The sequence below is a fragment of the Paenibacillus sp. P36 genome (assembly GCF_045866505.1).
In the GTDB taxonomy this organism is placed as follows: domain Bacteria; phylum Bacillota; class Bacilli; order Paenibacillales; family NBRC-103111; genus Paenibacillus_E; species Paenibacillus_E chondroitinus.
The window spans coordinates 3352596-3379493 of record NZ_AP038372.1 but is presented as its reverse complement, the minus strand read 5'-3'; the positions used below and the strand labels follow the sequence as shown (position 1 = coordinate 3379493).

25 protein-coding genes are annotated in these 26898 nt (G+C 47.6%); 10 read left to right on the top strand and 15 right to left on the bottom strand.

Annotation, left to right across the window (positions count from 1 at the left end):
• Positions 1-170: 170 nt before the first annotated feature.
• Positions 171-971: a carbon-nitrogen family hydrolase gene (locus tag ACKTT9_RS15090; RefSeq protein ID WP_407872191.1), complete on the bottom strand. Its 801-nt coding sequence runs from the start codon at positions 969-971 to the stop codon at positions 171-173.
• Positions 972-1056: 85 nt separating this feature from the next.
• Positions 1057-1587 (bottom strand): DUF1572 family protein, encoded by a 531-nt coding sequence (locus ACKTT9_RS15085; protein ID WP_407872190.1) that lies wholly within the window; start codon positions 1585-1587, stop codon positions 1057-1059.
• A 155-nt stretch (positions 1588-1742) separates the two neighbouring features.
• On the opposite strand from ACKTT9_RS15085, the gene ACKTT9_RS15080 reads away from it, so the two are divergent.
• From ACKTT9_RS15080 to mtnB, 8 genes are all read left to right on the top strand, one after another.
• On the top strand, positions 1743-2945 hold the full coding sequence (locus ACKTT9_RS15080; RefSeq protein ID WP_407872189.1) for a pyridoxal phosphate-dependent aminotransferase: 1203 nt from the start codon (positions 1743-1745) through the stop codon (positions 2943-2945).
• 388 nt (positions 2946-3333) lie between these two features.
• Positions 3334-4434 (top strand): glutamate 5-kinase, encoded by a 1101-nt coding sequence (gene proB, locus ACKTT9_RS15075; protein ID WP_407872188.1) that lies wholly within the window; start codon positions 3334-3336, stop codon positions 4432-4434.
• A gap of 30 nt (positions 4435-4464) precedes the next feature.
• Positions 4465-6198 (top strand): proline--tRNA ligase, encoded by a 1734-nt coding sequence (locus tag ACKTT9_RS15070; protein WP_407872187.1) that lies wholly within the window; start codon positions 4465-4467, stop codon positions 6196-6198.
• Positions 6191-7438, top strand: a complete 1248-nt coding sequence (locus tag ACKTT9_RS15065) for a glutamate-5-semialdehyde dehydrogenase (RefSeq protein WP_407872186.1) — start codon at positions 6191-6193, stop codon at positions 7436-7438. The genes ACKTT9_RS15070 and ACKTT9_RS15065 overlap by 8 nt, the downstream gene beginning before the upstream one ends.
• Positions 7439-7465: 27 nt before the next feature.
• Positions 7466-8335 (top strand): pyrroline-5-carboxylate reductase, encoded by an 870-nt coding sequence (gene proC, locus ACKTT9_RS15060; RefSeq protein WP_407872185.1) that lies wholly within the window; start codon positions 7466-7468, stop codon positions 8333-8335.
• 42 nt (positions 8336-8377) lie between these two features.
• Positions 8378-9646: a 2,3-diketo-5-methylthiopentyl-1-phosphate enolase gene (locus tag ACKTT9_RS15055; protein WP_407872184.1), complete on the top strand. Its 1269-nt coding sequence runs from the start codon at positions 8378-8380 to the stop codon at positions 9644-9646.
• Positions 9643-10305, top strand: coding sequence for a 2-hydroxy-3-keto-5-methylthiopentenyl-1-phosphate phosphatase (locus tag ACKTT9_RS15050; protein ID WP_407872183.1), 663 nt, complete (start codon positions 9643-9645; stop codon positions 10303-10305). The genes ACKTT9_RS15055 and ACKTT9_RS15050 overlap by 4 nt, the downstream gene beginning before the upstream one ends.
• The gene (mtnB, locus tag ACKTT9_RS15045; protein WP_407872182.1) at positions 10302-10937 is read left to right on the top strand and encodes a methylthioribulose 1-phosphate dehydratase; all 636 of its coding nucleotides are present in this window, start codon (positions 10302-10304) and stop codon (positions 10935-10937) included. Before ACKTT9_RS15050 ends, mtnB begins: the two co-directional genes overlap by 4 nt.
• Before the next feature lie 71 nt (positions 10938-11008).
• Here mtnB and ACKTT9_RS15040 read toward each other — a convergent pair whose 3' ends face one another.
• From ACKTT9_RS15040 to ACKTT9_RS15005, 8 genes are all read right to left on the bottom strand, one after another.
• Positions 11009-11689 carry a DnaD domain-containing protein gene (locus ACKTT9_RS15040; RefSeq protein ID WP_407872181.1) on the bottom strand — a complete coding sequence of 227 codons (681 nt, stop codon included), beginning with the start codon at positions 11687-11689 and terminating at the stop codon, positions 11009-11011.
• 33 nt (positions 11690-11722) lie between these two features.
• Positions 11723-13018, bottom strand: a complete 1296-nt coding sequence (gene asnS / locus ACKTT9_RS15035) for an asparagine--tRNA ligase (protein ID WP_127451466.1) — start codon at positions 13016-13018, stop codon at positions 11723-11725.
• A gap of 99 nt (positions 13019-13117) precedes the next feature.
• Entirely contained in the window at positions 13118-14326 is a 1209-nt protein-coding gene (locus ACKTT9_RS15030; RefSeq protein ID WP_407872180.1) for an acetate kinase, read from the bottom strand.
• Positions 14323-15195 (bottom strand): 3-hydroxyacyl-CoA dehydrogenase family protein, encoded by an 873-nt coding sequence (locus tag ACKTT9_RS15025; protein WP_407872179.1) that lies wholly within the window; start codon positions 15193-15195, stop codon positions 14323-14325. Before ACKTT9_RS15025 ends, ACKTT9_RS15030 begins: the two co-directional genes overlap by 4 nt.
• A gap of 228 nt (positions 15196-15423) precedes the next feature.
• Complete coding sequence (locus ACKTT9_RS15020; RefSeq protein ID WP_407872178.1) at positions 15424-16935, bottom strand: AAA family ATPase; 1512 nt, start codon at positions 16933-16935, stop codon at positions 15424-15426.
• Complete coding sequence (locus ACKTT9_RS15015; RefSeq protein ID WP_157320025.1) at positions 16928-17458, bottom strand: hypothetical protein; 531 nt, start codon at positions 17456-17458, stop codon at positions 16928-16930. The genes ACKTT9_RS15020 and ACKTT9_RS15015 overlap by 8 nt, the downstream gene beginning before the upstream one ends.
• 114 nt (positions 17459-17572) lie before the next feature.
• The gene (locus ACKTT9_RS15010) at positions 17573-18067 is read right to left on the bottom strand and encodes a DUF5590 domain-containing protein (RefSeq protein WP_407872177.1); all 495 of its coding nucleotides are present in this window, start codon (positions 18065-18067) and stop codon (positions 17573-17575) included.
• 40 nt (positions 18068-18107) lie between these two features.
• Positions 18108-19403, bottom strand: a complete 1296-nt coding sequence (locus ACKTT9_RS15005; protein WP_407872176.1) for an amidohydrolase — start codon at positions 19401-19403, stop codon at positions 18108-18110.
• A 244-nt stretch (positions 19404-19647) separates the two neighbouring features.
• Here ACKTT9_RS15005 and ACKTT9_RS15000 point away from each other — a divergent pair, with 244 nt between their 5' ends.
• Positions 19648-20274, top strand: coding sequence for a DUF47 domain-containing protein (locus tag ACKTT9_RS15000; protein ID WP_127451452.1), 627 nt, complete (start codon positions 19648-19650; stop codon positions 20272-20274).
• Positions 20275-20337: 63 nt separating this feature from the next.
• Complete coding sequence (locus ACKTT9_RS14995) at positions 20338-21339, top strand: anion permease (RefSeq protein ID WP_407872175.1); 1002 nt, start codon at positions 20338-20340, stop codon at positions 21337-21339.
• Positions 21340-21384: 45 nt separating this feature from the next.
• Here ACKTT9_RS14995 and ACKTT9_RS14990 read toward each other — a convergent pair whose 3' ends face one another.
• The 5 genes from ACKTT9_RS14990 to panC all read right to left on the bottom strand — a co-directional run bounded on the left by ACKTT9_RS14990 (position 21385) and on the right by panC (position 26878).
• Positions 21385-22005, bottom strand: a complete 621-nt coding sequence (locus ACKTT9_RS14990) for a redox-sensing transcriptional repressor Rex (RefSeq protein WP_127451448.1) — start codon at positions 22003-22005, stop codon at positions 21385-21387.
• Positions 22006-22007: 2 nt separating this feature from the next.
• Positions 22008-24863, bottom strand: coding sequence for an ATP-dependent DNA helicase DinG (gene dinG, locus ACKTT9_RS14985; RefSeq protein ID WP_407872174.1), 2856 nt, complete (start codon positions 24861-24863; stop codon positions 22008-22010).
• Between the two features lie 89 nt (positions 24864-24952).
• Positions 24953-25546, bottom strand: a complete 594-nt coding sequence (locus tag ACKTT9_RS14980; RefSeq protein WP_127451445.1) for a tetratricopeptide repeat protein — start codon at positions 25544-25546, stop codon at positions 24953-24955.
• Between the two features lie 79 nt (positions 25547-25625).
• On the bottom strand, positions 25626-26009 hold the full coding sequence (panD, locus tag ACKTT9_RS14975; RefSeq protein ID WP_127451443.1) for an aspartate 1-decarboxylase: 384 nt from the start codon (positions 26007-26009) through the stop codon (positions 25626-25628).
• A gap of 5 nt (positions 26010-26014) precedes the next feature.
• On the bottom strand, positions 26015-26878 hold the full coding sequence (gene panC / locus ACKTT9_RS14970; RefSeq protein ID WP_407873045.1) for a pantoate--beta-alanine ligase: 864 nt from the start codon (positions 26876-26878) through the stop codon (positions 26015-26017).
• Between the last annotated feature and the right edge of the window lie 20 nt (positions 26879-26898).

Genomic DNA, 26898 nt, shown 5'->3' with positions numbered 1-26898 from the left:
GATAGCCTTTTCCTTGAGCTCCTGTCTGGGCTCTCACCATCCCCAGCTCGCTGAACAAGAAGTTGTTCAAGTACTATTCATCCTTCACTGCCGCAATTGATCATTCAATTGGTTTTAGTTTACAGAAAAACCGACAAAAAATCAAATGCTTACCGCCTATTTAAATAAAATTAATATAAATGTGGACGGCGGTCCTCGAAGACTGGGATTTTAGCCCTTACACGCACTACTTCCTCCAAATCAATTGTTGCATGCAAAATCGCTTCGTTCTCGTCGCCTTCCACAAGTACTTCGCCCCAAGGGTCAATAACCATGGAGTGTCCGAAGAAGCTCGTTGTCCCGCTCGTTCCGACACGATTGCAAGAAACGACGTACATTTGATTCTCTATCGCCCGAGCCATGAGCAGCGTGCGCCAGTGATGCAGTCGCGGATGAGGCCACTCGGCAGGAACGAATAAAATTCTAGCACCATCCAGCGCTAATTTGCGTGCCAGCTCCGGGAAACGGATATCGTAGCAAATCATGGCGCCAGCCGGTACGCCTTCGAGCTCAAACCGACCAAGCTGGTCACCGCTGTGCAGAAATTTCTCTTCATCCATCAAACGGAACAAATGAATTTTGGAATACTCCGCAATTTCCGCCCCTTCGCGATCAAACGCATAAATCGTGTTCAACACACGGTCTTCTTTTTTATCGGCAATCGAACCGCCAATAATATTCACATGGTTCGCTTTGGCAAAATTACTCAATAGCGCTTTTGTCCGCTCCCCGTTCACATCAGCAAGCTGCTGAATCTCCGTTAAGGCATAGCCGGTGTTCCACATCTCAGGAAAAACGATGACGTCCGGTTTCGGATTGTTTTGCACAGCCTCTTGGAGCAGCATCTCCAATCGGGCAAAGTTCCTATCTGGTTCACCGATCGTGATATCCATTTGAATGAGTGCCAAGTGAAGCTGTTTGGATTCTGACATACTATAAATACTCCTTCCAGTGGGCGAAAATAGCCATTTCTTTTATCCATCATAATCGAAAATCGGTTTGAACCCAAGTGCTGGCTTAAGACGGCCTGAAAGCTTTCGATTGACCTCTTGCTATGCTAAGCGTTTTCCAGCCTTGTTGGCTGGCCAAGTGTTTGCTCAAGAAAACAATTTGTCCCACATGGTAACCATAATGAGAAACCTGGCGCTGAATGGCTTGAATGACCGTATGCTCTTGTCCGCGAATGCGAATGATGCGCAAAACATCCTCAGGAGTTAGGGGATGCAGGGCATCAAAAAGCACTTTCCATCCTTCCTCCCATAAAGAAAGAAGCTCCTCCCGCGAGTAACGACTGCTCTCGAATTCCATGTCGCGCTCCCGCGTCTCCTTTTCCCCGTCCGATGTTAGAAAATCGACCCAACGGGATAACATATTCCCATGCATGTGTTTGATCAACACTTCCAAAGAGTTCGACTCTTCATCCAAGGTTTGATAAAAATGCTCATCCGCCGCCTGCGCAAATGCTTGATCCGCCAGTTTTTTCATACTCTCAAAAGCACGAATCGACTCCTGCAAAAAAACTTGAGCAACTTGTGATTGGTCTGACATAGCTCTCAACACCTTTCCACAGCTTTTGAATTAACTGTATGATAAGACTAGTCCATTGTAAAATCGATTTTTTTCATCACTATGAAAAATAGACTAATCATGTTACATTTAGGTTATTAATTAAAATCCCGACCTCCGGAGTGTGAATTAAAACCGTGACTACGCTATCTACACAAACAAGTGCTTTCCCCATACAGCCTGCTGAACGTATGAAAGGTTTGCCTACCCAATTTTTTGCTACGCTCGTAGGCAAAGCGAACGAACAAATTGCCTTAGGACATGATGTCATCAATCTGGGACAAGGCAACCCGGATCGCCCAACCCCGCCTCATATCGTAGCTTCGATGCAGGAAGCAGCCGCTAATCCTTTGTATCATAAATACCCGCCTTTCAGTGGTTTTCCATTTCTGAAACAAGCGATTGCACAACGTTATAAAGAAGATCATCAGGTTGATCTGGATCCGGATACAGAGGTCGCCATTCTTTTCGGCGGCAAAACAGGACTCATCGAGATCGCTCAGTGCTTATTGAATCCTGGCGATGTTTGCCTGGTGCCTGACCCGGGTTATCCCGATTATTGGTCAGGTGTCGCATTAGCCGGAGCGGAGATGGCTTTCATGCCTTTGCGAGAAGAAAATAACTTTCTTCCAGATTACTCGGCATTGAAGCAATCGGATTTGGACCGCGCGAAACTTATGTTCATCAACTATCCGAACAATCCGACTGGAGCTACAGCACCCGCTTCCTTCTATGAAGAAACGGTTCAATTCGCGCAGCGCAACGGCGTGGTCGTAGCCAGTGACTTTGCTTACGGTGCTATTGGATTTGACGGTGAGAAACCGATCAGCTTCTTACAGACGCCTGGAGCCAAAGAAGTTGGCATCGAGTTTTATACACTTTCCAAAACGTATAACATGGCTGGCTGGCGCGTAGGTTTTGCGCTGGGTAACAAGGAAGTCATCCGCCTCATCAACTTAATGCAGGATCATTACTACTGCTCCTTGTTCGGCGGCATTCAAGCTGCTGCGGCAACGGCGCTTACCGCTTCGCAAGATTGCGTCAGCGAGCTTCGGGATGTCTATGAAAGCCGCCGTAATGCTTTGTACACCGCTTTAGCTGACATTGGCTGGAATGCCCGTCCTTCCCAGGGCTCCTTCTTCTCCTGGCTGCCGGTTCCGAAGGGACACACTTCACAAAGCCTTGCTGATCTGCTTCTTCAGGAAGCAAAAGTGGTCGTCGCCCCAGGCATTGGCTTTGGTACACATGGCGAGGGTTATGTACGTCTTGGGCTCTTATCTTCGGAAGAAAGATTAGCAGAAGCTGTACAGCGTATTGGAAAGCTGAACCTGTTCGGCTAGTAAAACTAGAGGCATCTGCTTCTTTACAAACACTTGTACCCCGTGCTATTCTATATAGAACCAAAAAAGGAAGTCTTCCAAAACTTCTATATCGCAATGTTATGATGGGAATAGTAGGAACGATCAGCACGTAAACAGAGAGTAAGCTCCACCGACTGAGAGAGCTTGCCGTGAACCGATTCCGAACCCGCCCCTGAACCGTCAACGATGAGTTGAACAGTCCCCTGCTGTTATCCAGGGAATCCAGAGTTGGGTGCAGCCTTTTTGGCGTGCGCCAATCTAAGGTGGTACCGCGGAAGCTACAGACTTTCGTCCTTATGTTATGAGGACGGGAGTCTTTTTTTATATCCATTATTTACATATTGCTCAAACAAAGGATGGGATCGTAATGACACAGCGCATCGTCGTGAAAATCGGCAGTTCTTCTTTAACTTCAGATACGGGTGGTTTAAATCCCGATAAAATCCGCTTTTTCGCATCGGAACTAGCGCAATTGCAGAAGGACGGCAACCAGGTCCTGCTCGTGACATCCGGCGCAGTAGCCGCAGGCTTCACCTCCCTTGGGTACCGCACACGGCCCAAGGTGCTGCACGAGAAGCAAGCTGCCGCTGCCGTGGGGCAAGCGCTGCTCATGCAGGCGTACCATGAAGCATTTGCGTCCCACGGCGTCAGCGTGGCGCAAATTTTGTTGACCCGGTACGACTTCTCCAACCGCAAGCGCGTCCAGAACGCGCTGATGACGATCGACGAGCTGCTGCAGCGCGGCGTCGTCCCGATTATCAACGAAAATGACACCGTCTCGGTGGATGAGCTTAAATTCGGCGACAATGATACTTTGTCAGCCTTGGTGGGCAATTTGGTGAAGGCCAGCAAATTGATCATCATTACAGATATGGACGGCCTGTACACGGACGATCCCCGCAAGAACGCGAACGCTCAGCGTATCGATCGCGTAGCCGCCATCAGCGACGAGTTGTTCAGCTTCGCTGGAGGTTCAGGAAGCGCGGTCGGCACCGGCGGCATGCGCTCGAAGGTTGAAGCCGCCCGCATCGCGATGCGCGGGGGCGTGCCGGTCTTTATCGGGCGCGTGCTGGAGCCCGGCGATCTGCCGATGGCCGTTGGCGGCAGCGGCAAGGGCACATACTTTGACACGGCGCTGAACAATCTGCCGGTGAAGAAACAATGGGTCGGCTTCCACTCGCTGCCCCAAGGCCAAATCCTCGTCGATCCAGGTGCGAGATCGGCCCTAATGAGCGGCGGCAAGAGCCTGCTCCCCGCCGGAATCATTGGAGCTACCGGAGACTTCCATCCCGGCGACGTGGTCGAAGTGCTCAGCAACGAAGGTACGCTGCTCGGACGCGGTGTTGTCAACTACGCTGCTTGGCAAATACAAGCAGCAGCAGGATTATCAACCGAAGAAGTCCAGAAGCGCGTCGAAGTGGCAAGAATTGAAGTCATTCACCGAGATGAATGGGTTCCGCTTGCTTAAATTGATTAATGAAAGTGAGGCACACCATTAATGAGACAACAACGCATGCTGATCCCGACTTTACGAGATGTCCCGGGTGATGCCGAAGTCGCTAGCCACAAGCTGATGCTGCGTGCGGGACTGATCCGCCAGTTATCCAGCGGTATTTACTCCTATCTGCCATTGGGGCTTAAAGCCCTTCAACATATTCAAACCATCGTTCGGGAAGAGATGGACGCCGCCGGGGCGCAAGAGATGCTCATGCCAGCGCTTCATCCCTCCGAATTATGGAAAGCTTCCGGCCGTTGGGACGTCTATGGACCCGAACTAATGCGTCTGGAAGACCGACATGGACGTGAGTTTGCTCTAGGGGCGACCCATGAGGAAGTGATTACAACGATTGTTAAGGACGAAATTCAATCCTACAAGAAACTTCCTGTCACGCTTTATCAAATTCAAACGAAGTACCGGGATGAACGAAGACCTAGATTCGGGCTGCTGCGCGGACGTGAGTTCCTTATGAAGGACGCATATTCCTTCGATCGATCGCAGAGTGGTCTCGATGAGAGTTATGAGAGCATGTACAAGGCTTATCATCGTATTTTCACGCGTTGCGGGTTAAATTTCCGGGCGGTTGAAGCGGATTCCGGAGCGATTGGCGGTACGGATACCCATGAGTTCATGGCGCTAGCGGACATTGGGGAAGATACCATCGTTCATTGTCCTTCCTGTCAGTATGCAGCCAATTTGGAGAAAGCGGTTGGTCAATTACCGGCGCCAGTTGATCCAGTAAGCAATCAATCAGGTCTGCATGCCGAACCTCAAAAAGTGCATACCCCACAGGTGACCAGCATTAAACAGCTAAGCGAGTTCCTTCAAATCTCGCCTAAGCAAATCATTAAATCTATCGCAATTGAAGCGAATGGCAAACCGGTGATTGTTCTTCTTCGCGGTGATTGTGAAGTCAATGAAATTAAATTAAAAAATGCCTTAGATGGTACAGAATTCACTATGTTATCGGAATCCGCCATTCAACAATTAGGTTCTATCGCAGGATTTATCGGACCCCTTGGACTTCAGAACGTTAAGATCATTGCTGACTACTCCGTAATTGGCATGCAAGACGCTGTCATTGGTGCCAACGAAGCCGATTATCACCTCACGCATGTTCAAGTTGAGAGGGATCTTGCCGGCCTTGCATATCATGATTTGCGAAATGTCACCGAGGGCGAGCACTGTCTAACTTGCGGACATGAACTCTCTTTTGCCAAAGGGATTGAAGTCGGTCATGTGTTCAAACTGGGAACTAAATACAGCCGTTCGCTAGGCGCGTCGTTCAGCGACGAGAACGGTGCTTCCGAGCCCATCATTATGGGCTGCTACGGGATTGGCGTTTCCCGTGTGCTAGCTGCCATTATTGAACAAAATTATGATGAGCGCGGCATCATTTGGCCGGCATCTGTTGCTCCCTTCGCCGTTCATCTCCTCACGGTCCATGTGCAGGACGAGATTCAGATGAAGTTATCCACAGAGATTTACAAATCATTGACCGATGCCGGCTATTCCGTCCTATGGGATGATCGTGAAGATCGTCCTGGCGTGAAGTTCAACGATGCCGACTTGCTAGGCTTTCCGCTTCGCATTACGGTAGGAAAGAAAGCTGCCGAACATATCGTGGAATGTAAAGAACGCCTCAGCGGAGATCAATATGAACTTACGGCTGAACAAATCATTGCGCATTGCCAAACTTTTTTTCAAACAGGAGGTCGATCTTCCCATGAGTGAAGTCGTTCAAAAGTCCAAATTAGCCAAACAAGCTGCCCAAACCATGGGCAATCTCACAACGGAACAGAAAAACGCAGCGTTGCTGCTTATGGCAGATGCCCTTGTTACTGAGCAACAAGCTATTATTGAAGCAAATGCCAAGGATTTGGAGCGTGGCAAGCAGCTGGGCACCAGCGCTTCCCTGCTTGACCGTCTTGCTCTTAACGAGTCCCGGATTGCCGCCATCGCTGAAGGATTGCGTCAAATCGCTGAATTACCCGATCCAATCGGGGATACGCTCGAAGATTTTGAACGTCCGAATGGTCTTCGCATTCGCAAAATTCGTGTTCCGCTTGGCGTGATCGGCATCATCTATGAAGCTAGACCTAATGTTACCGTGGATGCCGCAGGATTATGCCTCAAAACAGGCAACGCCGTTGTGCTGCGTGGCGGCTCTTCCGCTCTATTTTCCAATGAGAAAATCGTCGAGGTTCTGCATGGCGCGCTAAACCGGTCCGCCATCCCGGCTGACGCCCTTCAATTGATCTTAAGTGCAGATCGCAGTTCTGTAGATGAAATGCTGAAACTGAACGGTCTCATCGACGTTCTCATCCCAAGAGGCGGACACTCACTTATTCAAAATGTTGTCAATAACGCCTCCGTCCCTGTCATTGAAACAGGAGCAGGTGTATGTCATACTTTTATAGACGAAAGCGCACAGCTTGAAATGGCTATCTCTATTGGGCTTAACGCCAAAGCTCAACGTCCTTCCGTTTGCAATTCGATGGAAACTCTGCTCGTACATGAAGCTGTGGCTGCCAAACATTTGAACGCCATTGCAGAAGCTTTCACAGGCGCCAATGTCGAGCTTAGAGGAGACGATCGTGCCAGGGACCTGGTCTCTAGCATGCAAACAGCTGCGTCGGCAGATTGGGGAACGGAATACGGAGATTACATTCTTAATGTCAAAGTAGTCAAAGATCTGGATGAAGCGCTTGACCACATTCGCCAATTCGGCACGATGCATTCCGAGTGTATCGTGACGGAAGATGCCGCCAATGCGGAGAGATTCCTGCAGGAAGTCGATGCGGCAGCGGTTTACCACAATGCCTCGACGCGTTTCACAGATGGCTTTGAATTCGGATTCGGTGCGGAAATCGGCATTTCGACTCAAAAACTGCACGCTCGCGGACCGATGGGTCTGCCAGCCTTAACTTCAACCAAATACCGTATCTACGGAAACGGTCAAATACGTCAATAGTTCATACAATTTGAGGAGGAATGTACGATGTCCACAACTTTATCCCAAGCCAAAATTGCTTTTGTCGGTGCAGGCTCCATGTCGGAAGCCATTATCCGAGGTCTGATTCAAACCCAAGTAGCCAATCCACAGCATATTTATGTGATGAACCGTTCTGATCAAGACCGATTAGCTTTTCTTCGTTCTGAGTATGGCCTGCAAGCCACATCCGATCCTGCTACGAAAGAAGCTTACCTTCGCCAAGCAGATGTCGTCGTGCTTTGTATGAAGCCCAAAGATGTTGTGACCGCTTTTGAAGATTTGAAGCCGCTTTTGAATGAAAATCAGCTGCTGGTATCCGTCATCGCCGGCCTATCCATCGCCAAAATGGAAGTTTTGCTGGAATCGAAAATGGCGATCACTCGCACAATGCCGAACACTTCCTCAACGATTGGATTGGGCGCTACAGGAATGAGCTTCTCCGCAAACGTGAATGATACATTCAAGCAGCTCGCAACCCAAATGTTCGAAGCGGTGGGCATTGTATCCATTGTTGAAGAAGAGAAGCTAGAAATTCTTACCGGCGTATCCGGCAGCGGCCCTGCCTACGTCTACTATTTCATGGAAGCCATGATCAAAGCTGGTATCGAAGGCGGTCTAACCGAAGAAGATTCCCGCCAGTTAACCCTGCAAACCGTGCTTGGCGCCGCTCATATGGTCCAGCATACCCAAGAAGATCCGGCTGAGCTTCGCCGTAAAGTAACATCCCCGAATGGTGCTACGCAGGCTTCCATTGAAGCATTGGATCATTACAAATTTACGGAAGCTATTACCAAGGCCGTATTCCGCTCGGCTGAACGGGCCAAAGAAATGGGCGAGCAAATCGCAGCCCCAAGCCCAGTGAGCAAAACGTCCTGAATGAACGAGGTTTTATTCTAGCAAAGCAGGTGAACATTTACGATGAGTGCATATTGTTTAGCCACATATCGGAGTTTCGATGAGAAAGCCGATTTTCATAAAAAAGCAACGGGCATCGCTGTCGGCTTGACCGTCGGCTCATGGACGGAACTGCCTGAGGCTCAGAAAGCGCAAATGGAAAAACATTTGGGCAAAGTGATTGCCGTAGAGGTTCACGAGCCCGCTCCTGGAGAGCCACTCAGTGCGCGCTATGCGGACATTACGATCGCTTATCCTGACGTCAATTTCAGCCGCGATATCCCTGCGCTGTTAGTTACCGTTTTCGGCAAACTATCCATGGACGGCAAAATTAAACTGATTGACTTGAAATTCTCCACTGACTTCCTTGCTGGCTTCTCCGGACCGAAGTTCGGGATGCAAGGCGTGCGCGACCTTCTTGGCGTGCATGACCGTCCATTGCTGATGAGCATCTTTAAATCCGTTGTCGGCTATGAGCTACCGGCTCTGCGCGAACAATTTTATTTGCAAGCGGCAGGCGGCGTGGATTTAATCAAGGACGATGAGATTTTGTTTGAAAATCCGTTAACTCCGCTGGAGAAGCGAATTGAAATTTGCATGGAAGCAGCAGCGCAAGCCTCCAAAGAAACCGGCCAGAAGCTGCTGTACGCCGTGAATTTAACGGGCCCTACTTCGAAACTGGCTGCGCAAGCCAAAAAAGCGATCCGTGCAGGAGCTAACGCCCTTTTATTTAATGTATTGGCCTACGGCTTCGACGTCTTGCATGAGTTAAGCGCTGACCCGGAGATTACGATTCCAATTATGGCGCATCCGGCCATGGCTGGTGCAACGTATCCTTCACCGCACTACGGAATCTCCCCTTCTGTGCTGCTTGGTAAATTGATGCGTCTAGCTGGAGCAGATCTGGTGTTATTCCCATCTCCTTACGGTTCTGTGGTTATGCCGAGAGAAGAAAACCTGGCCATTAAACATGTCCTGTTAACAAATGATCTACATACCGATTACAGCTACAAGGCTACGGCGGACGCTCATTTGAAACTGGCTGCTTCGTTCCCTGTACCGTCTGCGGGCATACACCCTGGCTTGGTCCCTCTCATTCTGAGAGACTTCGGTCACGACGTGATTGTGAATGCAGGCGGAGGCATCCATGGCCATCCGCTTGGTACAATTGCCGGAGGGCGAGCATTCCGTCAAGCCATAGATGCAACGCTGCAAGGGATACACCTTCGCGATTACGCCCAAACACATCCAGAATTACAAACAGCTATTGACACTTGGGGGATTAGAGAATGAGTAAGGAACGCATCATTTTTTGCGATTTTGACGGAACCATTACCGTAAATGATAACATTGTGGCGATCATGAAACATTTTAACCCGCCAGGTTGGGACATAATTGTAGAACGCATTTTGAATAAAAGCATATCTATTCGTCAAGGCGTCGGCGACATGTTCGCCCTGCTGCCCACTTCGCGCAAGGATGAAATTGTTGACTATGCCATCAGCAATGCAGTCATTCGGGACGGCTTCAAGGAATTCGTCGACTATTGCAAAGAACAAAATATCAAGCTATTAATTACAAGCGGAGGCATCGATTTCTTTATTTACCCGCTGCTAAAGCCTTTTCCGATTCCACATGAGAACATTTATAGCAATGCCTCCTCCTTCGAGGGCAGCGTCATTGAAATACTGTGGCCTAACAAATGTGATGAGCATTGCCAAACGGACTGTGGCATGTGTAAAACAAGTATCATTCGTTCCTATGATGCCAATCGGTATGAGCGAATCATCATCGGAGATAGCGTTACGGATTTCGAAGGAGCTAAGCTGGTCGATACGATTTTTGCACGCTCCCATCTTGTCGAGATGTGTGAGAAGCTCGGATACGCGTATTACCCATTCGAGAACTTCTTCGATATTATGAAGCAATTGGAGGCTGAACCTGTAGTATGAGTATTTTACTGGAAGAGAAACAACGCGCTTTCGCTGAACTGCGCGAGATTAAAGCCAATTTAGCTGCCAGAGGCTGGTTTCCTGCGACAAGCGGCAATTTATCCGTTCGTGTAGGCGGCTTCGAGCCTGAGCAATTCACTTTCGCCATTACGTCAAGCGGCAAAGATAAATCCGTGCAGACGCCGGAAGATTTCCTGCTTGTTAATGAGAAAGGTATCGCTACGGAGGCTACAAGCCTGAAGCCTTCGGCGGAAACGCTGATCCATAGCGAGATTTATCGCTTAACAGGCGCTGGCGCTATTTTTCATGTGCATACCATTTTCAACAACTTGGTTTCAGAGCTTTATTGGGAGCGTAAAAGCATTCCTGTCGACGGCGTTGAGCTGATCAAAGCCTTCAACATCTGGGATGAAGAAGCTCAAATTGAGATTCCGATTTTACCGAATTATGCAGAAATTCCACGCATTGCCGCGCTCGTTGAAGATGCCATCGTCCCGCGTATCCCTGGAATTGTTCTGCGCAAGCACGGGATTTATGCATGGGGCGCGAATGCGTTCGAGGCTAAACGTCACTTGGAAGCATTCGAATTCCTTTTTGAGTACGTATATCGCTCTCATTTGCTGAATAAATAATTGGCTGATCTAAAGTTAAGCAAAGAGGCTGTCTCCAAGGTCTGAAATGACCCAAGAGACAGCCTCTTCTTTTATCTTGATTGCCTGAAACGTTGTGAATATTCCTTCGCTTGATCCACGGTGCCCACGCGATTACGGCTCCATTCCAGCAGAATGCGGTCAATATATCGGAAATGGACCTTGCCGGCAAAAACAGCTTCCTTCAATGCCGTCATTATGAGCTCTTCCTTGTATTGATCCTTGTCTAACCATCCGCTGATCGTTTCCAGCTCCATCGGTGTTAATGGACGTGCAAATTCTTTTTCGAACGTAGTGAAAATGTTCCTGGCTCCCTCATCGGTCGGCAACGATGTGCGCACCGCCGATAGCTTAGCCAGTTCTTGCTCAGCTACCTGTTTGGCTAACTTTCGGTAAAGCGGAGTAAGATTGTATCTCTCACTCCGAATTCCCGTCGATACTTCCATGTCTTCATCAATAGCAATGAATTGCTCATGAATCAACTTCTGCAAGCTGGCAATGACCAGATCAGGAGAAGCCGACATGCGGGATTGAATCTCATCCGGGGTTGGAAAATCGTACTTTTCCTTATCCAAAAAGGAAATGAGATGGATTAGCGTCATGACCTCAACTTCGCTTAACTGGAGGGCACGATAGTTCTTCAGCAGAAGAAGCGGTACCGCGACGCTGCCCTCCTGGAAGCTGGCCAATAGGACGGCCTCGATCTGCTGCTGTGTATGGAACGATTTACTCATCCGGTCTCCTTTCTACCTTTGGTTGATAACGGATTACGGATATAGACGGTATAACAAACGTGGGAATGGAATCGTTTCACGAACGTGATCCAGACCGCAAATCCAAGCAACGGTACGTTCAAGACCTAGGCCGAAACCGGAATGCGGCACAGTTCCGTATTTCCGCAGGTCGAGATACCATTGGTAAGCTTCTTTCGGCAGATCATGCTCTTGGAAGCGTTGTTCCATTAATTCCGGATCATCAATCCGCTGGCTGCCTCCGATAATTTCTCCGTACCCTTCAGGAGCAATCATATCCGCACATAACACGACTTCCGGACGGCTAGGATCTGGTTTCATGTAAAAAGCTTTAATTTCCGTTGGCCAATGTGTAATGAACACAGGTGTTTCATACTCTGCGGCAATAGCTGTCTCATGCGGCGCTCCGAAATCTTCGCCCCACTCGAATTCATGGCCGTTCTTTTGCAGGAATTCAACGGCTTGATCGTACGTAATACGCGGGAAGGAGCCTTTGATTTTCTCCAATTTGGACGTGTCGCGCTCTAAGGTTTCCAGCTCTTGCGCACAATTTTTGAGTACCGTTTGTACGATGTGAGATACGAATTGCTCTTGAACTTCAAGGTTTTCTGCATGGTCAACGAAAGCCATTTCCGGCTCAATCATCCAGAACTCAATTAGATGTCTTCTTGTTTTCGATTTTTCTGCCCGGAACGTAGGACCGAATGAATACACGCGACCAAGCGCCATCGCAGCTGCTTCCATATACAGCTGTCCGCTTTGCGTCAGGAAGGCATCTTCATCAAAGTATTTGGTGTGGAACAAATTAGTCGTACCTTCACAGGAGGAAGGCGTCAGAATCGGCGGATCTACCAGATGGAAGCCGCGATCATTGAAAAATTGCTGAACGGCTTGAATAATCTGCGCGCGAATGACGAGAACCGCACGTTGACGCGGGCTACGAATCCACAGATGGCGGTTATCCATCAAGAAATCGACGCCATGCTCCTTCGGTGTGATTGGATATTCTTCCGTTACTTGAATGATCTCAACGCCAGTAACATCAAGCTCAAAGCCGCCTTTGCTGCGCGTATCCTCTTTCACTTTGCCTGTTATGTACAGCGAGCTTTCTTGTGTCAGCTTGGACGCCGCTTCCCATACGTCTTCTCCGACTTCACTTTTCACTACAACACCTTGTATATATCCTGAACCGTCTCTAAGTTGTAAAAATTGAATTTTACCGCTAGACCGTTTCTTGTTTAGCCAACAGCCAATTGTAACTGACTCGCCGACGTGATGTTTTACTTCACCTATCGTACATTTCATACTGATTAAGTACCTCCTTGAGTTTTCGTGCAAACCTTCTTCAGCCGGGTTGCCCCTGTCGCTAAATTCGGCGCTTTTCTATTGTACACTATTTCAAGCAAAGATTCAGTGTGTCGTTGATTGAACCAAATGATAGGTGTCTCTGGCGATAACCCATTCTTCATTCGTTGGTATAACCAGCACCTGCACTTTGGAATTTACGGTTGAAATACGTCGTTCCAACCCTCTTCCTGTGCGGTTAGCGGCATCATCGAATTCCACGCCGAGATAAGTCAGATGCTCGCAAACCCGTTTGCGGAGCACTTCCGAATTTTCGCCGACACCTGCTGTAAATACAATGGCATCCACACCATTCATGGCCGCGGCGTAAGCCCCGATGTACTTGCGCAGGCGATATTCATACATCTCAAAAGCCAGCTTGGCGTTTTTATCTCCAGCCTCCATCGCTTCCGTGATCTCCCGCATATCGCTGGATAACCCTGAGATCGCCTGGAGTCCGCTGTGCTTGTTCAGCATGGACGAGATCTCACCTAGCGTCAGATCCTCCTTGCCCATCGCATAGGGCACGATCGCAGGATCCAGATCGCCGCTGCGCGTGCCCATCATCAATCCTTCGAGCGGGGTCATCCCCATGCTCGTATCTACTGACTTGCCGCCCTCTATGGCGGCGCAGGAAGCTCCGTTACCGATGTGACAGGTAATGAGCTTCAGCTGCTCCAGCGGGCGGCCCAGAAAGGCTGCGGCGCGCTCGCTGACGTAGTTGTGCGAAGTGCCGTGGAACCCATAGCGGCGCACTTTGTGCTTCCGGTACAGCGCCATCGGTACCGGGTACAGGTAGGCTTGCGCCGGCATGGTCTGATGGAAGGCTGTGTCGAATACGACAGCCTGAGGAACATCCGGCATGTTCGCCTCTACGGCGGATATGCCGAGCATATGCGCCGGATTGTGCAGCGGCGCCAAATCAAAGAGCCGCTTGATCTCCTGCTTCACCTCGTGGTCCACGAGGACGGAGCTCTTGAAGCTTTCACCGCCGTGAACGACGCGGTGGCCGACGGCGTGAATCTCTGCGGTTGACGCGATTACGCCGTGCTCAGGATGAACGAGCAGCGCAAGCACCTTGCGGATCGCAGTGGTATGTTCCAAAATTTCACTGACCTCGTGAACTTCCGGTTTGTCCTTCGGTTCATGCAGCAGGATGGCGGTTTCCATCCCAATCCGCTCTACGCGGCCTTTGGCCAGAACCGTATCATCTTCCATATGAAATAGCTGATATTTGAGCGAAGAGCTGCCCGCGTTAATAACTAGAATATTCATAGCCTGTCACCATCCTTGTCATAAACGAAAAATCCTTCTCCCGTTTTGACGCCTAAATGGCCGGCACGAACCATTTTCTTGAGTAGAAACGATGGCCGATATTTGATGTCCCCATAATCGCGGAACATCCCTTCTAGCGCATCATGCACAGCATCCAAGCCGAATCGATCGCACATTTCTAATGGGCCGTATTTGAAATCATATCCGATCCGCATCGCGGCATCGATATCTTCCGCCGTTGCTACACCTTCGGATAGTGTGTGCAATGCCTCATTGATGAGCGTACAGATCAATCTCGACGTAATAAAGCCGGGTGATTCATTGACTTTAATACCTTTTTTATGAATAAACTCATCTACAAATCTTCTCGTTTGCTCAAAGATTTCGTCGGATGTTTTCATCGCCCGAATGATCTCGACGAGATTGACTTTCGCCACCGGATGCAGGAAATGCAGGCCAATGACCCTTTGCGGATGGGTTGTGATGGCAGCAATTTCGGTTACGCTAAGTGTGGATGTATTCGTTGCTAAAATAATAGAAGGATCGCAGATTTGATTCAATTGGAAGAAAACATGCTTCTTGGCATTCAAATCCTCCGTAATGGTTTCTATGACCATGTCGCATGTCGCCATATCCTGCAGGGAATCCGCTTTCTTTATTTTAGTTAAAATGAGCTTCTTCTCTGCTTCCGTCAAAGCCCAACGTTCGATTTGTTTATCTAAACTAACCTGGATTTGCTCGAGCGCGCGATCCAGCTTCTCTACTGTTTTCTCAACAAGCAATACTTCCAGGCCGCTGGCTGCAAGCATTTCAGAAATGCCTTGCCCCATTGTTCCACCGCCAACTACACCAATCGTTTTAAACACCATGCCAGATTTCTCCTTCTTTAAGGCTCATTCTTATCATTCACAACTGTAGGGCAATACAACCTAAGGAACCCACTCATATCATACAATTTTTACTTCCAGATTTCATTACCCGTCACAAAACCTTGCGGAACCTTTACGAGCTTTGACACAATTCCCCGTAGAAAAAAAGGCTGTCCCGCAAGCAGCTTATTTCTCGCTACCTTTGTGGACAACCTCAAGTCTTATTCTCTATGCACTTTGTATAACTGAAGCATCAAATAACTTACGGAACGTATCACCTGAGATGACTTCTTCCCCCATTAAAATAGCGAAAGAATGATCAAATACTTTTCTCTGCTGCTCCAGCAGCGACTTGGTACGAATCATTAACGCATCAAGAATGGCTGTGTTCTCTTTCATCAGTTGATCCTTGGTAACCATTTCACGGTCAATGATACCTAGCGACGTCAGGCCGGAATCCATCATATTGCGCACCATAGAAAGAGCTTGCTCAAAGTCATTCCGTGAGCCCGTGCTGCGTCCGCCATAGAAGATTTCTTCCGCCGCGGCCCCGCCTAAAGCGATCATGATTTGCTGCTCAATATAATCCTTCGTGTATAAATAATGGTCCTTCGGAGGATTATGACGCACATAACCGAGCGCTTTCCCGCGCGGGCTGACGGTTACTTGCGAAACCGAGCCAGGACGCACGAGCTCAGCGATAATAGCGTGGCCCAGCTCATGGTATGCAACGCGTTCTTTCTCATCCTGCGCGGTTTCCTTATCGGTCCGCTCACCCATCATGACTTTATCAATTGCAGATGCCAAATGGTGCTGCTCAATTTCCTTTTTATCCTCACGCATCGCATAAATGGCCCCTTCGTTCAGAACGCCTTCCAGCTGAGCACCCGAGAATCCAAACGTTTGTTCGGCAATCGTATCTAAAGAAACTCCGACAGCCAACGGCTTATTTTTCACATGAATATTCAAAATAGAAAGACGCCCTTTTTTATCCGGTAAATCAACCTCAATATGACGGTCAAAACGCCCTGGACGAAGCAGCGCGCTGTCGAGCATTTCTTTCCGGTTCGTTGCCGCCATAATCAAAATACGCGGAGCATCATTCGTATGAATACCATCCATTTCGGTTAACAGTTGGTTCAGCGTTTGATCATACTCGCGCTGTTGCCCCCCGTCACGCTTACCGCCGATAACATCAATCTCATCGATAAAAATAATCGCGTTATCCTTACCTTCCTTCACGGCGCGGCTTCTTGCTTCCTTAAAGAGATCACGTACACGGCTTGCACCTACACCGACGTACATCTCCACAAACTCACTGCCTGAAGCTGCTAAATAAACGGAATTCGTATAATGAGCTGCTGCTTTCGCCATCAGTGTTTTACCGGTCCCTGGAGGACCTGTCAGCAAAATCCCTTTGAGAGGACGAATGCCCAACTTCTTAATTTCTTCGTGTTTAATCAAAAAATCAAGAGCCTCGGTTAATTCTTTCTTCGCCCGGTCTTGCCCGCCAATCTCGTCAAACGTGAGAAACGCCGGTGTCCGAGTTTTGCTTTTACGATCGCCGCCACCACCGCCACCGGAAATACCAATGCCGCCGCGGCCTCTAATCATATAAAACAATGAAACGCCCAATACGCCGACAAATAAAATAGGGATAATGTTGACCCCTAAGAAAATTAAGAAAACTAGCAGTACCGGAATAGCGCCTATGCCAATCTCTTTATAAATTTTACTCATTCGGCCACACTCCCATCTGCGTGGATCTAGGAAGCATTATGAATTTAGTGGCATCGCCATCTGTCAATCGAATATAAACATAAGTTTGGTCCATTTCACTTTCAACTTTCATACTAGGCATATCAGAAGCATATTTTTGTAGAGTCGTTGGGATGTCTGCATAATGTTTGGTTTCCATGGCTTGAGCGACTTCAAATAAAGCTTTGGACCACCATTGATCAAGCTTTTCGGACGGATTATCTTTAATTTGTATATTTACTGTCCGTTTGCCAATAATCGATGCGCCATCTTTGTTAATCCGCTCAACAACCGTTCTTAAATTCGCATCCGCTTGTAAACTAACATCTATATCAACACGATCTTTGTCCAATTTCATCGTTGAACTTGTCACACCGGGAACTTTACTGATGATATCTGATAATGGGTTTTCCATAGCGAAACTTGTATACGCGAACCAGCCTCCGAATAATACGCCGGCAGAAATAATTACACTCAGTACAACAGGTAAGAGACGTAGCTTCATCAGTCAACGTCCCCCTTTCTCGATATATTATGTTGCGTTCAATTCCATACGAGTAGTATATCATGCGATATATACTGTGACCTTATGAAATGAGTGGAAACAAAAAAACTCAGCCTATTGAAGGCTGAGTCTGTACGTATCCAAATAAAGTCCATCTTTGAATTTATAATAATCATAAAAATATCTTGTACCGCTATCGTCTGTCTTTTTATAAAAAACTTCCCAAACGTATTCCTGGCCAAGCTTCCCCGGCATGATACGCTCAATCTCCACGCCCGGATTTTTCTTCATAACGGTATCTCGAATTTGAGCTTCCGTGAAGCCTTCAGAAGCCATCTCCGTGTGAACGTCCTTATCGGATACCCATACAATGACGCCTTGGCCGATCTTATCTTCGCCATAGACGATCCGAAAAGGCTCATCTCCATAAAAGAAATCCACTTTTGCCGCTTTCGTCATGATGCTTTTCTCAAAAGCAGTCTCTACCGCCATGCGTTTGTTATCCCAATGATCCTTCTGCACATTTAAGTAGAAGCGGCTGAGCACGACGCCAAGCGTCAATACAATAAACACGCCAAAAGTAATGATTCTCGTTCGCTTTGCACCCATCAGCGCCGCTCACCTCCCCAACCGAATTGCCGGCACCTTTTTATCCAATTAATCTGTCAAAACACAATTCAAATTCGCGTTTGATTTTTTCTTCATCCATCGTTAAGCATTCCCCTTTGCGGACAAGCCAGTTGCCGTCCACACAGACATCGACGACATCTTTGGCGCAAGCGGAATAAACAACATGTGAAACAAAATCTGTTTTTGGCAGGAAATGTGGCTGATCGATATCCAGCGCGATAAAGTCCGCTTTCATGCCTGGCTGCAGTAATCCTACGTTATCCAACCAAATGGATTCCGCCCCCATTTTCGTACCTAGCATCAGTGCTTCAGCAGCGGGTACTGCCAGCGGGTCACCAGAAACGCCTTTGTGAATCAGCGCGGCGAGTCTCATTTCTTCAAACATATCCAAATTGTTATTTGAAGCTGCGCCGTCCGTACCAAGTGAAACCTTCACTCCTGCGCGAAGCAATTCAGGCACACGCGCTACGCCGGAAGCAAGTTTCAGGTTGCTTCCTGGATTGTGAGAAACGCGAACATCATATTGTTTGAGAACATTGATTTCTTCATCCGTTAAATGAACTCCATGCGCTACAAGCGTTGGTCGGCTGAACACGCCGATCTTCTCCAGATGAGCAACAGGACGCAGTCCGTATTGATCTACATTTCCTTGCACCTCACGGCTTGTTTCCGACATATGCGTATGGATCGGTAAATTCAAATCGTGGGCAGCCTGAACGATTCGTTCAATATAATCCGGAGGACATGTGTAAGGCGCATGAGGAGACATCATCGTCGTGATACGTCCATTTGCAGCACCATGCCATGTTTTTGCAAACTCAGTGGCTTCTTGCAGCTTAGCCGTCTGTACATCAACCGGGCACAGTCCGATCACACCGCGGGCAAGAACGCCGCGCATTCCTGATGTCTCGACAGCTTTCGCCACTTCATTCATATGGTCGTACATATCGACAAAAGTCGTAGTCCCGCCCTTCATCATTTCCAGAATGGACAGACTCGTCCCCCATTTCACATCTTGGGCGGTAAATTTCGCTTCCATCGGCCACATTTTCTCTTCCAGCCAAATTTGCAGGGCTAAATCGTCGCCAAAACCTCTCAGCAGCGACATCGCGGCATGACCATGCGTATTGACCAAACCGGGCATGTACAACTTATTCGTACCGTCGATGATTTCATTGTAGTTTTCCTTAGGTTCAGGAATTTGTTCACCGATATATGTAATCAGATCGCCTTCTATGACCATGCAGCCTTTGATTGATGATTTACCTTCAATAGTAGAAATGAAATGACCGTTCATAATTAATGTTTTTTTCATACTAAAAAACCCTCTCTATGCTCATTCTAAGTTAAACACCGCTTTATAAACTTTACATCTTAAGGCTTGTAAAATCAAGGAAGTATACAATGTTAAGAAATTGTAAAATGTCACGGAATTTTCGTTGCTTTCGGTGCAATTATTATGATATTTTTAATTTTGTGAGTTTTTTCAACAAGTTGGTCTGTTTATCTTATAAATTCGATCAAAATCTTGTACATATAGTAAATACTAGGAGGCATTTATGACCACGTTATTCACAAAAAAGAACGAAGTCGATTTCTTGCAATTGCTCATCCGCGCTGCAGAAAACGCATTGCAAACTGCACAGCTGTTCCGCACAGCCATGATGGGTGACAAATCCCCTATAGACTACGTTCAGTCCATTCACGATCTTGAACATGCTGGAGACTCCATCACTCACGAAATTTTCAAAGGACTCAATAAAGTGTTCATTACACCGATCGATCGTGAGGACATCATGGTTCTTGCCTCCAAAGTGGATGATGTCACGGATGGTATTGAAGCTACAATCGCTCGTTTTGACTATTTGAACGTCTCGCATACGGATACATATATGAAAGACTTCTCGGCTGTCATCGTGGATTCCTGCCAACATATGCTTGATGCATTCAAATTGCTTGCGAAGAAAAAATATATGCAAATCCCTGAACATACGGTTGCCATTAACTCCCTTGAGAATGACGGCGATCGCTTGATGCGCGAAGGAATCCGTCAAATTTTCATCACGCGTAAAGATGTATACGAAGACTTTAAACTAAAAGAAATCTATGAGCGCTTGGAAGAAACAACGGACGCTTGTGAAGACGTAGCCAATATCCTAGATAGCGTAGTACTTCGTTATTCATAAGACTTAACCGGTCTATGTGTACGAAGGATAGTTTTCCAAATGGAAAACTCTTAGGAGGAAATCATGTTAACTTATTTGATCGTAATTGTTGTACTAGCCTTGCTTTTTGATTTCATCAATGGATTTCACGATACAGCCAATGCGATTGCCACATCCATTTCTACGCGCGCACTAAGTCCACGGGTAGCTATTGCCATGGCAGCGACGCTTAACTTTGTTGGCGCAATGGTATCCTCCAAAGTGGCCAAAACGGTCGGCGGCAGTATTGCTAACCCTGCTCAAATTGCCAATGGCGTTGAAATCGTAATCGCAGCCCTGCTCGCGGCGATTATATGGAACCTTCTGACATGGTATCTTGCGATTCCATCCTCTTCTTCTCACACTCTGCTCGGAGCCCTTGCCGGCGCGGTTATCGCTGGAGCTGGCGTGCATTCTGTCAATTGGAGCGGTTTTACGCAGATCATTATCATTTTGATCCTTTCACCGATCATTGCCTTCGCCCTTGGTTACGTCATTATGCTTTTGATCAAGTACATCGTCATCTGGTCGGGAAATACGTCCAGATCCAAGCTTAATCGCATTTTCAGGACTTTACAGATTATCTCTGCCGGGCTGCTCTCTTACTCACATGGCGGTAACGATGCACAAAAAGCGATGGGTATTATCGTTTTCGGTCTAGTCGCAGCCGATGTTCAAACGACATTGGACGTTCCGCTTTGGGTTAAAATCTCAGCGGCACTAGCAATGGGACTAGGAACTTCGATCGGTGGATGGAAAATCATTAAGACCGTATCCGGGAAAATTGTCAAAATCGAGCCGATTAACGGATTCGCATCCGATCTCACATCGTCACTCGTCATTCAATTCTCCACCCATATCGGAAAACCATTATCAACAACACATGTTATTTCCTCCGCGATTATTGGGACAGGCAGTGTCATGCGTTTCCATGAAGTTCAGTGGGGAACCGTCACCCGCATGTTGATTACTTGGGTCATTACCATACCGATCAGCATTGCGCTCGCGTACTCCATTTACTTCCTTATTTTCAGATTGATCTTCTAAATACAGAAAAACCGTCAGGGAATCCTGACGGTTTCTTTTTATTTCTTAGTCTAAATAGTACGCTAAACTTTGCAGTTCCGTTGTAAAATCCGCATAATGCACACGAACTTCCGGAGGAACCTTAATTATGACCGGTGCAAAATTCAGAATAGCTTCAATGCCGCAAGCAACAAACTGATTGGCCACATTTTGAGCTTCGCTCGCAGGCACCGTTATAATCCCGATTCGCACGCCTAACTCCGATAAAACAGCCTTCATTTCCCCCATCGGTTGAACGGTCAAATTATTAATCGTCTCCCCGGCTTTGGAGGGCATCGCATCAAAAACAGCGACAATCTTCATATCGTTTCGCAGATAAGTATTATAATTGCATAATGCCCGGCCAAGATTCCCCGCTCCAACAAGAGCCACCTGGATATGCCGGTCCAGCTTGAGAATCTGTCTTATTTTTTCGATCAAATAAGCAATATCGTATCCGATGCCTTTTTTACCGAACTCACCGAAATAGGCCAAATCTTTACGAATCTGGGCCGGATTCAGATCAAGTTTTTGACCCAAATCCTGCGAAGATACCGTTGCGACATTTTTCATGGCAAGCTCGTTCAGGAACCGTAGATAGATGGGCAGTCTGCGAACAACAGCTTCCGATATTTTTTGTGATTTCATTTCTACGCCTCCCCCATCCACTGCTCAATCCTTGGTAACATTTGTTCCGTTGTCATATGCTCAATTTTGGGTCCTGGCAGGGAGTAGAGGAAGTGCTTGCCATAGAAGGTTTCGATGACACGCGTATCGTAGATGATCACAATCCCTTTGTCTGATGCGCGTCTAACTAACCGGCCGAAGCCTTGTTTAAATCGAATGACCGCCTGCGGCACAGAAAATTTCATAAACGGGTTCTCGTTCCGTTTCTTAATATTTTCGCATTTAGCCTCAACGAGCGGATGATTCGGAGGTTGGAACGGCAGCCGGATAATGGCCAAGCAGCTTAGCGCATCTCCAGGAATGTCTACACCTTCCCAAAATGAACTGGTGCCAAGCAGCACGCACATCTTGTTATCCTGGAACATACGGGTTAATTTACTGCGATTGCCGCTGTCTACCCCTTGGCCAAGCACAGTAATCCCATAGGCTTTCAAGTAGTCTTTCATCCCGGCATAAATCTGTTTGAGCATCCGATTGGATGTGAACAAAATCAGCATTCGACCTTTGGTCACGATAGCGACTTCACTGAGGGATTCAATGAGGGATGCAATGAAAACGGGATCCCCTGCTCCCTTAATCGTAGGAAAATCTCTTGGAATAACCACCAAAGCTTGCTCACGATAGTTAAAAGGAGAAGGCAATTGAACCGTTTTGAGCTTACCGCTCTCTTCATCCTGCGGAATCACCAGGCCCAATTGATCAGCGGAGTATTGAAAGGATTTGTTCACGGACAAAGTCGCCGAGGTCATGATGATGCTTTCTTTTGTCTCAAAGAAATGCTGCTGAAGCAAGCCGCTGACATCCGTCGGTACTGAATTCAGCTGAAGCGACTTCGCCCTGGCGTACGTCCCTGCTTCCATCCAGTAGACATAACCATCATCCGCCATTTTCATAAAGAAATGAAGGGCATCTCGATGCTCATAGAGCTCTTTCACGGTGCCGTTAAGATCCGTCACTAAGCCTTGGACCCCGAACACGTCCTGATGCTCCTTCACATCGCTTAACAATTTATCCAGCGTGCGAAGCAAATCATTTGCGTTCAGATAAATATTGTCTTCCATCGTCAGCAGCTCGTGCCAATTAGGCGGCAATGTCTCCGGCTTCATGCGCAGGACATACGTGGAATTCTCCGTTTGCGACGGATCGCTTTTGGACGACAGCAGCTCATAGAGCGATTCGCTCAGACGATCCCAATCCTCTTTGATTTGCACGATTTTTGGGAAAAGACCATCAATCGTATGACTCCATGCCGCTGCCCGTTCTTGCTGCTCATCCGATTTCTGCAGTCTAAACCGCAACATCGGCAGCTGGCCGCTCCGATTATCTTTGTAAAGCCAGGTCAAGGAATGATACATCGCTGAGGAATGCAGCTCAATACCGAGATGTTTACTCGCCACTTCTTCGAAATGATGCGCCTCATCAATCACAAGGTGCTTGTAAGCCGGTAGGAGGCGGTTCTCCGCCTTCATATCGGTAAACAGAAGGGAATGGTTCGTAATGATCACATCAGCCGTGTTGGCGTCATTACGCGCACGATGATAGAAGCACTTTTTGTACCAAGGGCACATCCGGTTTAGACACGAGTCTGTATCGCTGGCTACCGAATACCAGAATTGAGCGCCTTTATTCCCAAAATGGATTTCCTCTTCATCCCCGTGTTCCGTTTCACTCAGCCAAACGACCATTTGTGCCGCTGTGATCGGATCCTCTTTGCCATTCTCGTAATCACGCGTTGTCAGTTTCGTCTCAAATTTGCGCAAGCACAAATAGTGACTTCTTCCTTTAAGCACAGCCGCCCTAAAAGGAACCGGAAATATCTCTTTCAGCAGCGGAATATCCCGCTCTCTGAGCTGCTCTTGCAGGTTAATCGTGTGTGTGGAGACAACCACTTTCTTCTCATATTTGATGCCATAATAAAGGGCTGGTATCAAATAACCAAGCGATTTCCCTGTGCCCGTTCCGGCTTCAATCATCAAATGCTGATCGTTCTCCAGCGATTTCTCCACTTCGTAGATCATCTGCTCTTGTGATTCCCGCTCTTCGAAAATCTCAAATTTCTGCTGAAGCGCCAGCTTCAAGCCTTGATGAAATTGTTGGAAAGAAGCGCCTAACCCATCTTCATCCGAAGGACCGCGGATATCATCCTCTTCGCCCCAATCCGTGACATTCAGCGTAAATTGGCGGAAATAACGATTCGTATCCGTATCAATGCTCGTAATCGATTCTTTATATAAACATATTTCGTCCAAAAACCAACCCAAATCGCTGGAGCTATTCTCAAAAATATGCTGCAACCGCTGAACCGTAAGGAGAGGCAGTCCAATCAGCCTTTCCAGACATCTGATCCAAATTTCAGCAGTAACCTCTGCGTCGCTATCAGCCTGATGAGGCCGTTCATGGTCAATGCCAAACAAACCGGCTACCATACTCAATTGAAGACTGGAAATCGATGGGAATAAAATGCGAAGCATATCCATCGTATCCAGTACTCGGCCTGAGAATGGCGGGTACCCGGTTTTGGTCAGTCCCCTTTGCAAAAAAGAAACGTCAAATGCCGCATGGTGCGCCACAAGGACGCAATCAAACAAAAGTGGGAACATATCCGACATCACTTGATCAAGCGTGGGAGCGTCAGCAACCATCTCATCCGTAATGCCAGTAAGTGTCGTAATGGAAGAAGGTATACCCATCCCTGGATGAACCAGAGAAGTATACCTGTCGATAATTTGAAATTGATCTATAATGACCAGTCCAACTTGGATGATCTCATCCGTAGGCTGACTTCCTGTCGTTTCAAAATCCAAAACTGCAAATTTCATGACGTGTATCTTCAATCCCTTCGTCCTGCACTTCTCCTAGCATACCAAATCTTATTAGGAAAAGGGAATACCTGATCGCCACTTTGGTTTCAGGACTCGTCCAGATTGATGAGAGGCTCCATACATGATGGGTCGGTATGGTACGCTTTTTGAAAATACTCGAAAGCTTTTTCTATATTCTGATTCTGCACCTGTATGACTCCCATGGCGTTGTAGGAAATAGCTTTCATCTTGGAATTATCCGTTAGAGGCAGGAGGAATTTGAAGTGCCTGTACGCTTCTCCAAACTCCCCTTTACGCAGATGCCCCATCGCCAAATAAACCCTCGCCAACAAAAAATCAGGCTGCCTGCGAATCAAGACCTCAAACTCCTTGATCGCTTGATCATACATATAAAGCTTGTAGTACCCTTGCCCCCGGACAAATTCATCCGTTTGTTTCCCGGACAGATCCAGATCCATCAGTTCTTTATGAAGGGTTTGGGTACTGATCGGCACGGCCCCATAGAACTTTCCCAGTTTCTCCTCAAAAAGCAGCCACGCCTCAATGAACTCATCACTCATTGTTTTCAACACTTGCAACTGTTCGTCAAGCTCCGCTCTTTTCTCCACATCACTATTCGGATATTCTTTTTGGATTTCTTCCAAAACCTCGTTCATTGTGGAAAATAAATGCTTAAACATTTGGCATCCCACCTTTGCTTCGAAAGCTTACCCTCATTCTTTGTAAACAGAGCCGATTTCATGCATGGAAAGGACCATCTTAAAGGATGGTGGAATGCTCCTCTTCTTTTAACAATTGGGCAACTTTATTATTTGCTCCCATGATCGCAACCGTTGGTTGATGCTTCTTGGCTTCTTCGTCCGTCATCATGGCATACGTCATAATAATGACCGTATCTCCTTCTTGCACTAAACGTGCCGCGGCACCGTTCAAACAGACGACTCCTGTCCCGCGTGGACCTGCAATGATATACGTTTCAAGGCGGGCACCGTTATTGTTATTCACGATTTGCACTTTCTCATTGGGCAGCATGTCAACAAGATCAAGCAAATCCTCATCAATCGTGATGCTTCCAATATAGTTCAAATTTGCTTCTGTTACGGTAGCGCGGTGGATCTTAGCTTTCATCATTGTGCGAAACATAAACTTCACTTCCTCAATTGTATAATGACATTATCGATTAGACGTGTTTTGCCGAATTTAACGGCAAGGGCAAGAATGATTGAATCAATATGAGTGCTGTTCTCAAAAGGTTCCAACGTCGGAAATGCAAGTACTTCCGCATAATCAATAACAGCTAACGGCGCTGTCGCGATATGGTTCCTAACCAGGCTTTCAAGCTCGGCGGCATTGAAGTTTGGGCGAGACTGTACGAACTCCTTTGCTTTATCCAAAGCTTGGGACAAGACTAACGCTTGCTTCCGCTCTTCGTCCGATAAGTACACATTGCGTGAACTCATGGCGAGGCCATCTTGTTCTCGCAGGGTTGGGCAAGGGACAATTTCAACCGGCAAATTCAGATCCTGCACCATTTGCTTAATGACGGCAACTTGCTGGGCATCCTTTAGCCCAAAAAAGGCTTGATCCGGCTGTACGATATGAAACAGCTTGCTAACCACAGTCGCAACGCCGTCGAAGTGCCCCGGCCTCGAAGCCCCGCAGAGCCTCGAGGTAAGCCCTGACACGGCAACCGTCGTACGTGTCGGGGTCGGATACATTTCACTCACAGAAGGCATAAAAACAAGATCAGCGCCGGCTGCCTCAGCCACCTCGAGGTCCCGCTCCGTATTGCGCGGATATCGCTCAAAATCCTCCCCAGGACCAAATTGCAGCGGATTGACGAAAATGCTTAAAACGACAAGCCCGCTCTGTGACCGCGCTTTGCGCAACAAGCTGGCGTGGCCTTCGTGTAAATAACCCATCGTAGGCACAAAACCTACAGATCCATCATTCTTACGTCGGTATTCCCGAATACGGGAACGCAAATCGGCAATCGAATGAATCACTTCCATCGTCTGGATCGCTTTCATGG

Bases quoted from the DNA above. Each gene is read 5' to 3' on its own strand.
- ACKTT9_RS15090 (WP_407872191.1), bottom strand. From the start codon at position 971: ATGTCAGAATCCAAACAGCTTCACTTGGCACTCATTCAAATGGATATC.
- ACKTT9_RS15085 (WP_407872190.1), bottom strand. From the start codon at position 1,587: ATGTCAGACCAATCACAAGTTGCTCAAGTTTTTTTGCAGGAGTCGATT.
- proB (WP_407872188.1), top strand. From the start codon at position 3,334: ATGACACAGCGCATCGTCGTGAAAATCGGCAGTTCTTCTTTAACTTCA.
- ACKTT9_RS15070 (WP_407872187.1), top strand. From the start codon at position 4,465: ATGAGACAACAACGCATGCTGATCCCGACTTTACGAGATGTCCCGGGT.
- ACKTT9_RS15065 (WP_407872186.1), top strand. From the start codon at position 6,191: ATGAGTGAAGTCGTTCAAAAGTCCAAATTAGCCAAACAAGCTGCCCAA.
- proC (WP_407872185.1), top strand. From the start codon at position 7,466: ATGTCCACAACTTTATCCCAAGCCAAAATTGCTTTTGTCGGTGCAGGC.
- ACKTT9_RS15055 (WP_407872184.1), top strand. From the start codon at position 8,378: ATGAGTGCATATTGTTTAGCCACATATCGGAGTTTCGATGAGAAAGCC.
- ACKTT9_RS15050 (WP_407872183.1), top strand. From the start codon at position 9,643: ATGAGTAAGGAACGCATCATTTTTTGCGATTTTGACGGAACCATTACC.
- mtnB (WP_407872182.1), top strand. From the start codon at position 10,302: ATGAGTATTTTACTGGAAGAGAAACAACGCGCTTTCGCTGAACTGCGC.
- ACKTT9_RS15040 (WP_407872181.1), bottom strand. From the start codon at position 11,689: ATGAGTAAATCGTTCCATACACAGCAGCAGATCGAGGCCGTCCTATTG.
- ACKTT9_RS15030 (WP_407872180.1), bottom strand. From the start codon at position 14,326: ATGAATATTCTAGTTATTAACGCGGGCAGCTCTTCGCTCAAATATCAG.
- ACKTT9_RS15025 (WP_407872179.1), bottom strand. From the start codon at position 15,195: ATGGTGTTTAAAACGATTGGTGTAGTTGGCGGTGGAACAATGGGGCAA.
- ACKTT9_RS15020 (WP_407872178.1), bottom strand. From the start codon at position 16,935: ATGAGTAAAATTTATAAAGAGATTGGCATAGGCGCTATTCCGGTACTG.
- ACKTT9_RS15015 (WP_157320025.1), bottom strand. From the start codon at position 17,458: ATGAAGCTACGTCTCTTACCTGTTGTACTGAGTGTAATTATTTCTGCC.
- ACKTT9_RS15010 (WP_407872177.1), bottom strand. From the start codon at position 18,067: ATGGGTGCAAAGCGAACGAGAATCATTACTTTTGGCGTGTTTATTGTA.
- ACKTT9_RS15005 (WP_407872176.1), bottom strand. From the start codon at position 19,403: ATGAAAAAAACATTAATTATGAACGGTCATTTCATTTCTACTATTGAA.
- ACKTT9_RS15000 (WP_127451452.1), top strand. From the start codon at position 19,648: ATGACCACGTTATTCACAAAAAAGAACGAAGTCGATTTCTTGCAATTG.
- ACKTT9_RS14995 (WP_407872175.1), top strand. From the start codon at position 20,338: ATGTTAACTTATTTGATCGTAATTGTTGTACTAGCCTTGCTTTTTGAT.
- ACKTT9_RS14990 (WP_127451448.1), bottom strand. From the start codon at position 22,005: ATGAAATCACAAAAAATATCGGAAGCTGTTGTTCGCAGACTGCCCATC.
- dinG (WP_407872174.1), bottom strand. From the start codon at position 24,863: ATGAAATTTGCAGTTTTGGATTTTGAAACGACAGGAAGTCAGCCTACG.
- ACKTT9_RS14980 (WP_127451445.1), bottom strand. From the start codon at position 25,546: ATGTTTAAGCATTTATTTTCCACAATGAACGAGGTTTTGGAAGAAATC.
- panD (WP_127451443.1), bottom strand. From the start codon at position 26,009: ATGTTTCGCACAATGATGAAAGCTAAGATCCACCGCGCTACCGTAACA.
- panC (WP_407873045.1), bottom strand. From the start codon at position 26,878: ATGGAAGTGATTCATTCGATTGCCGATTTGCGTTCCCGTATTCGGGAA.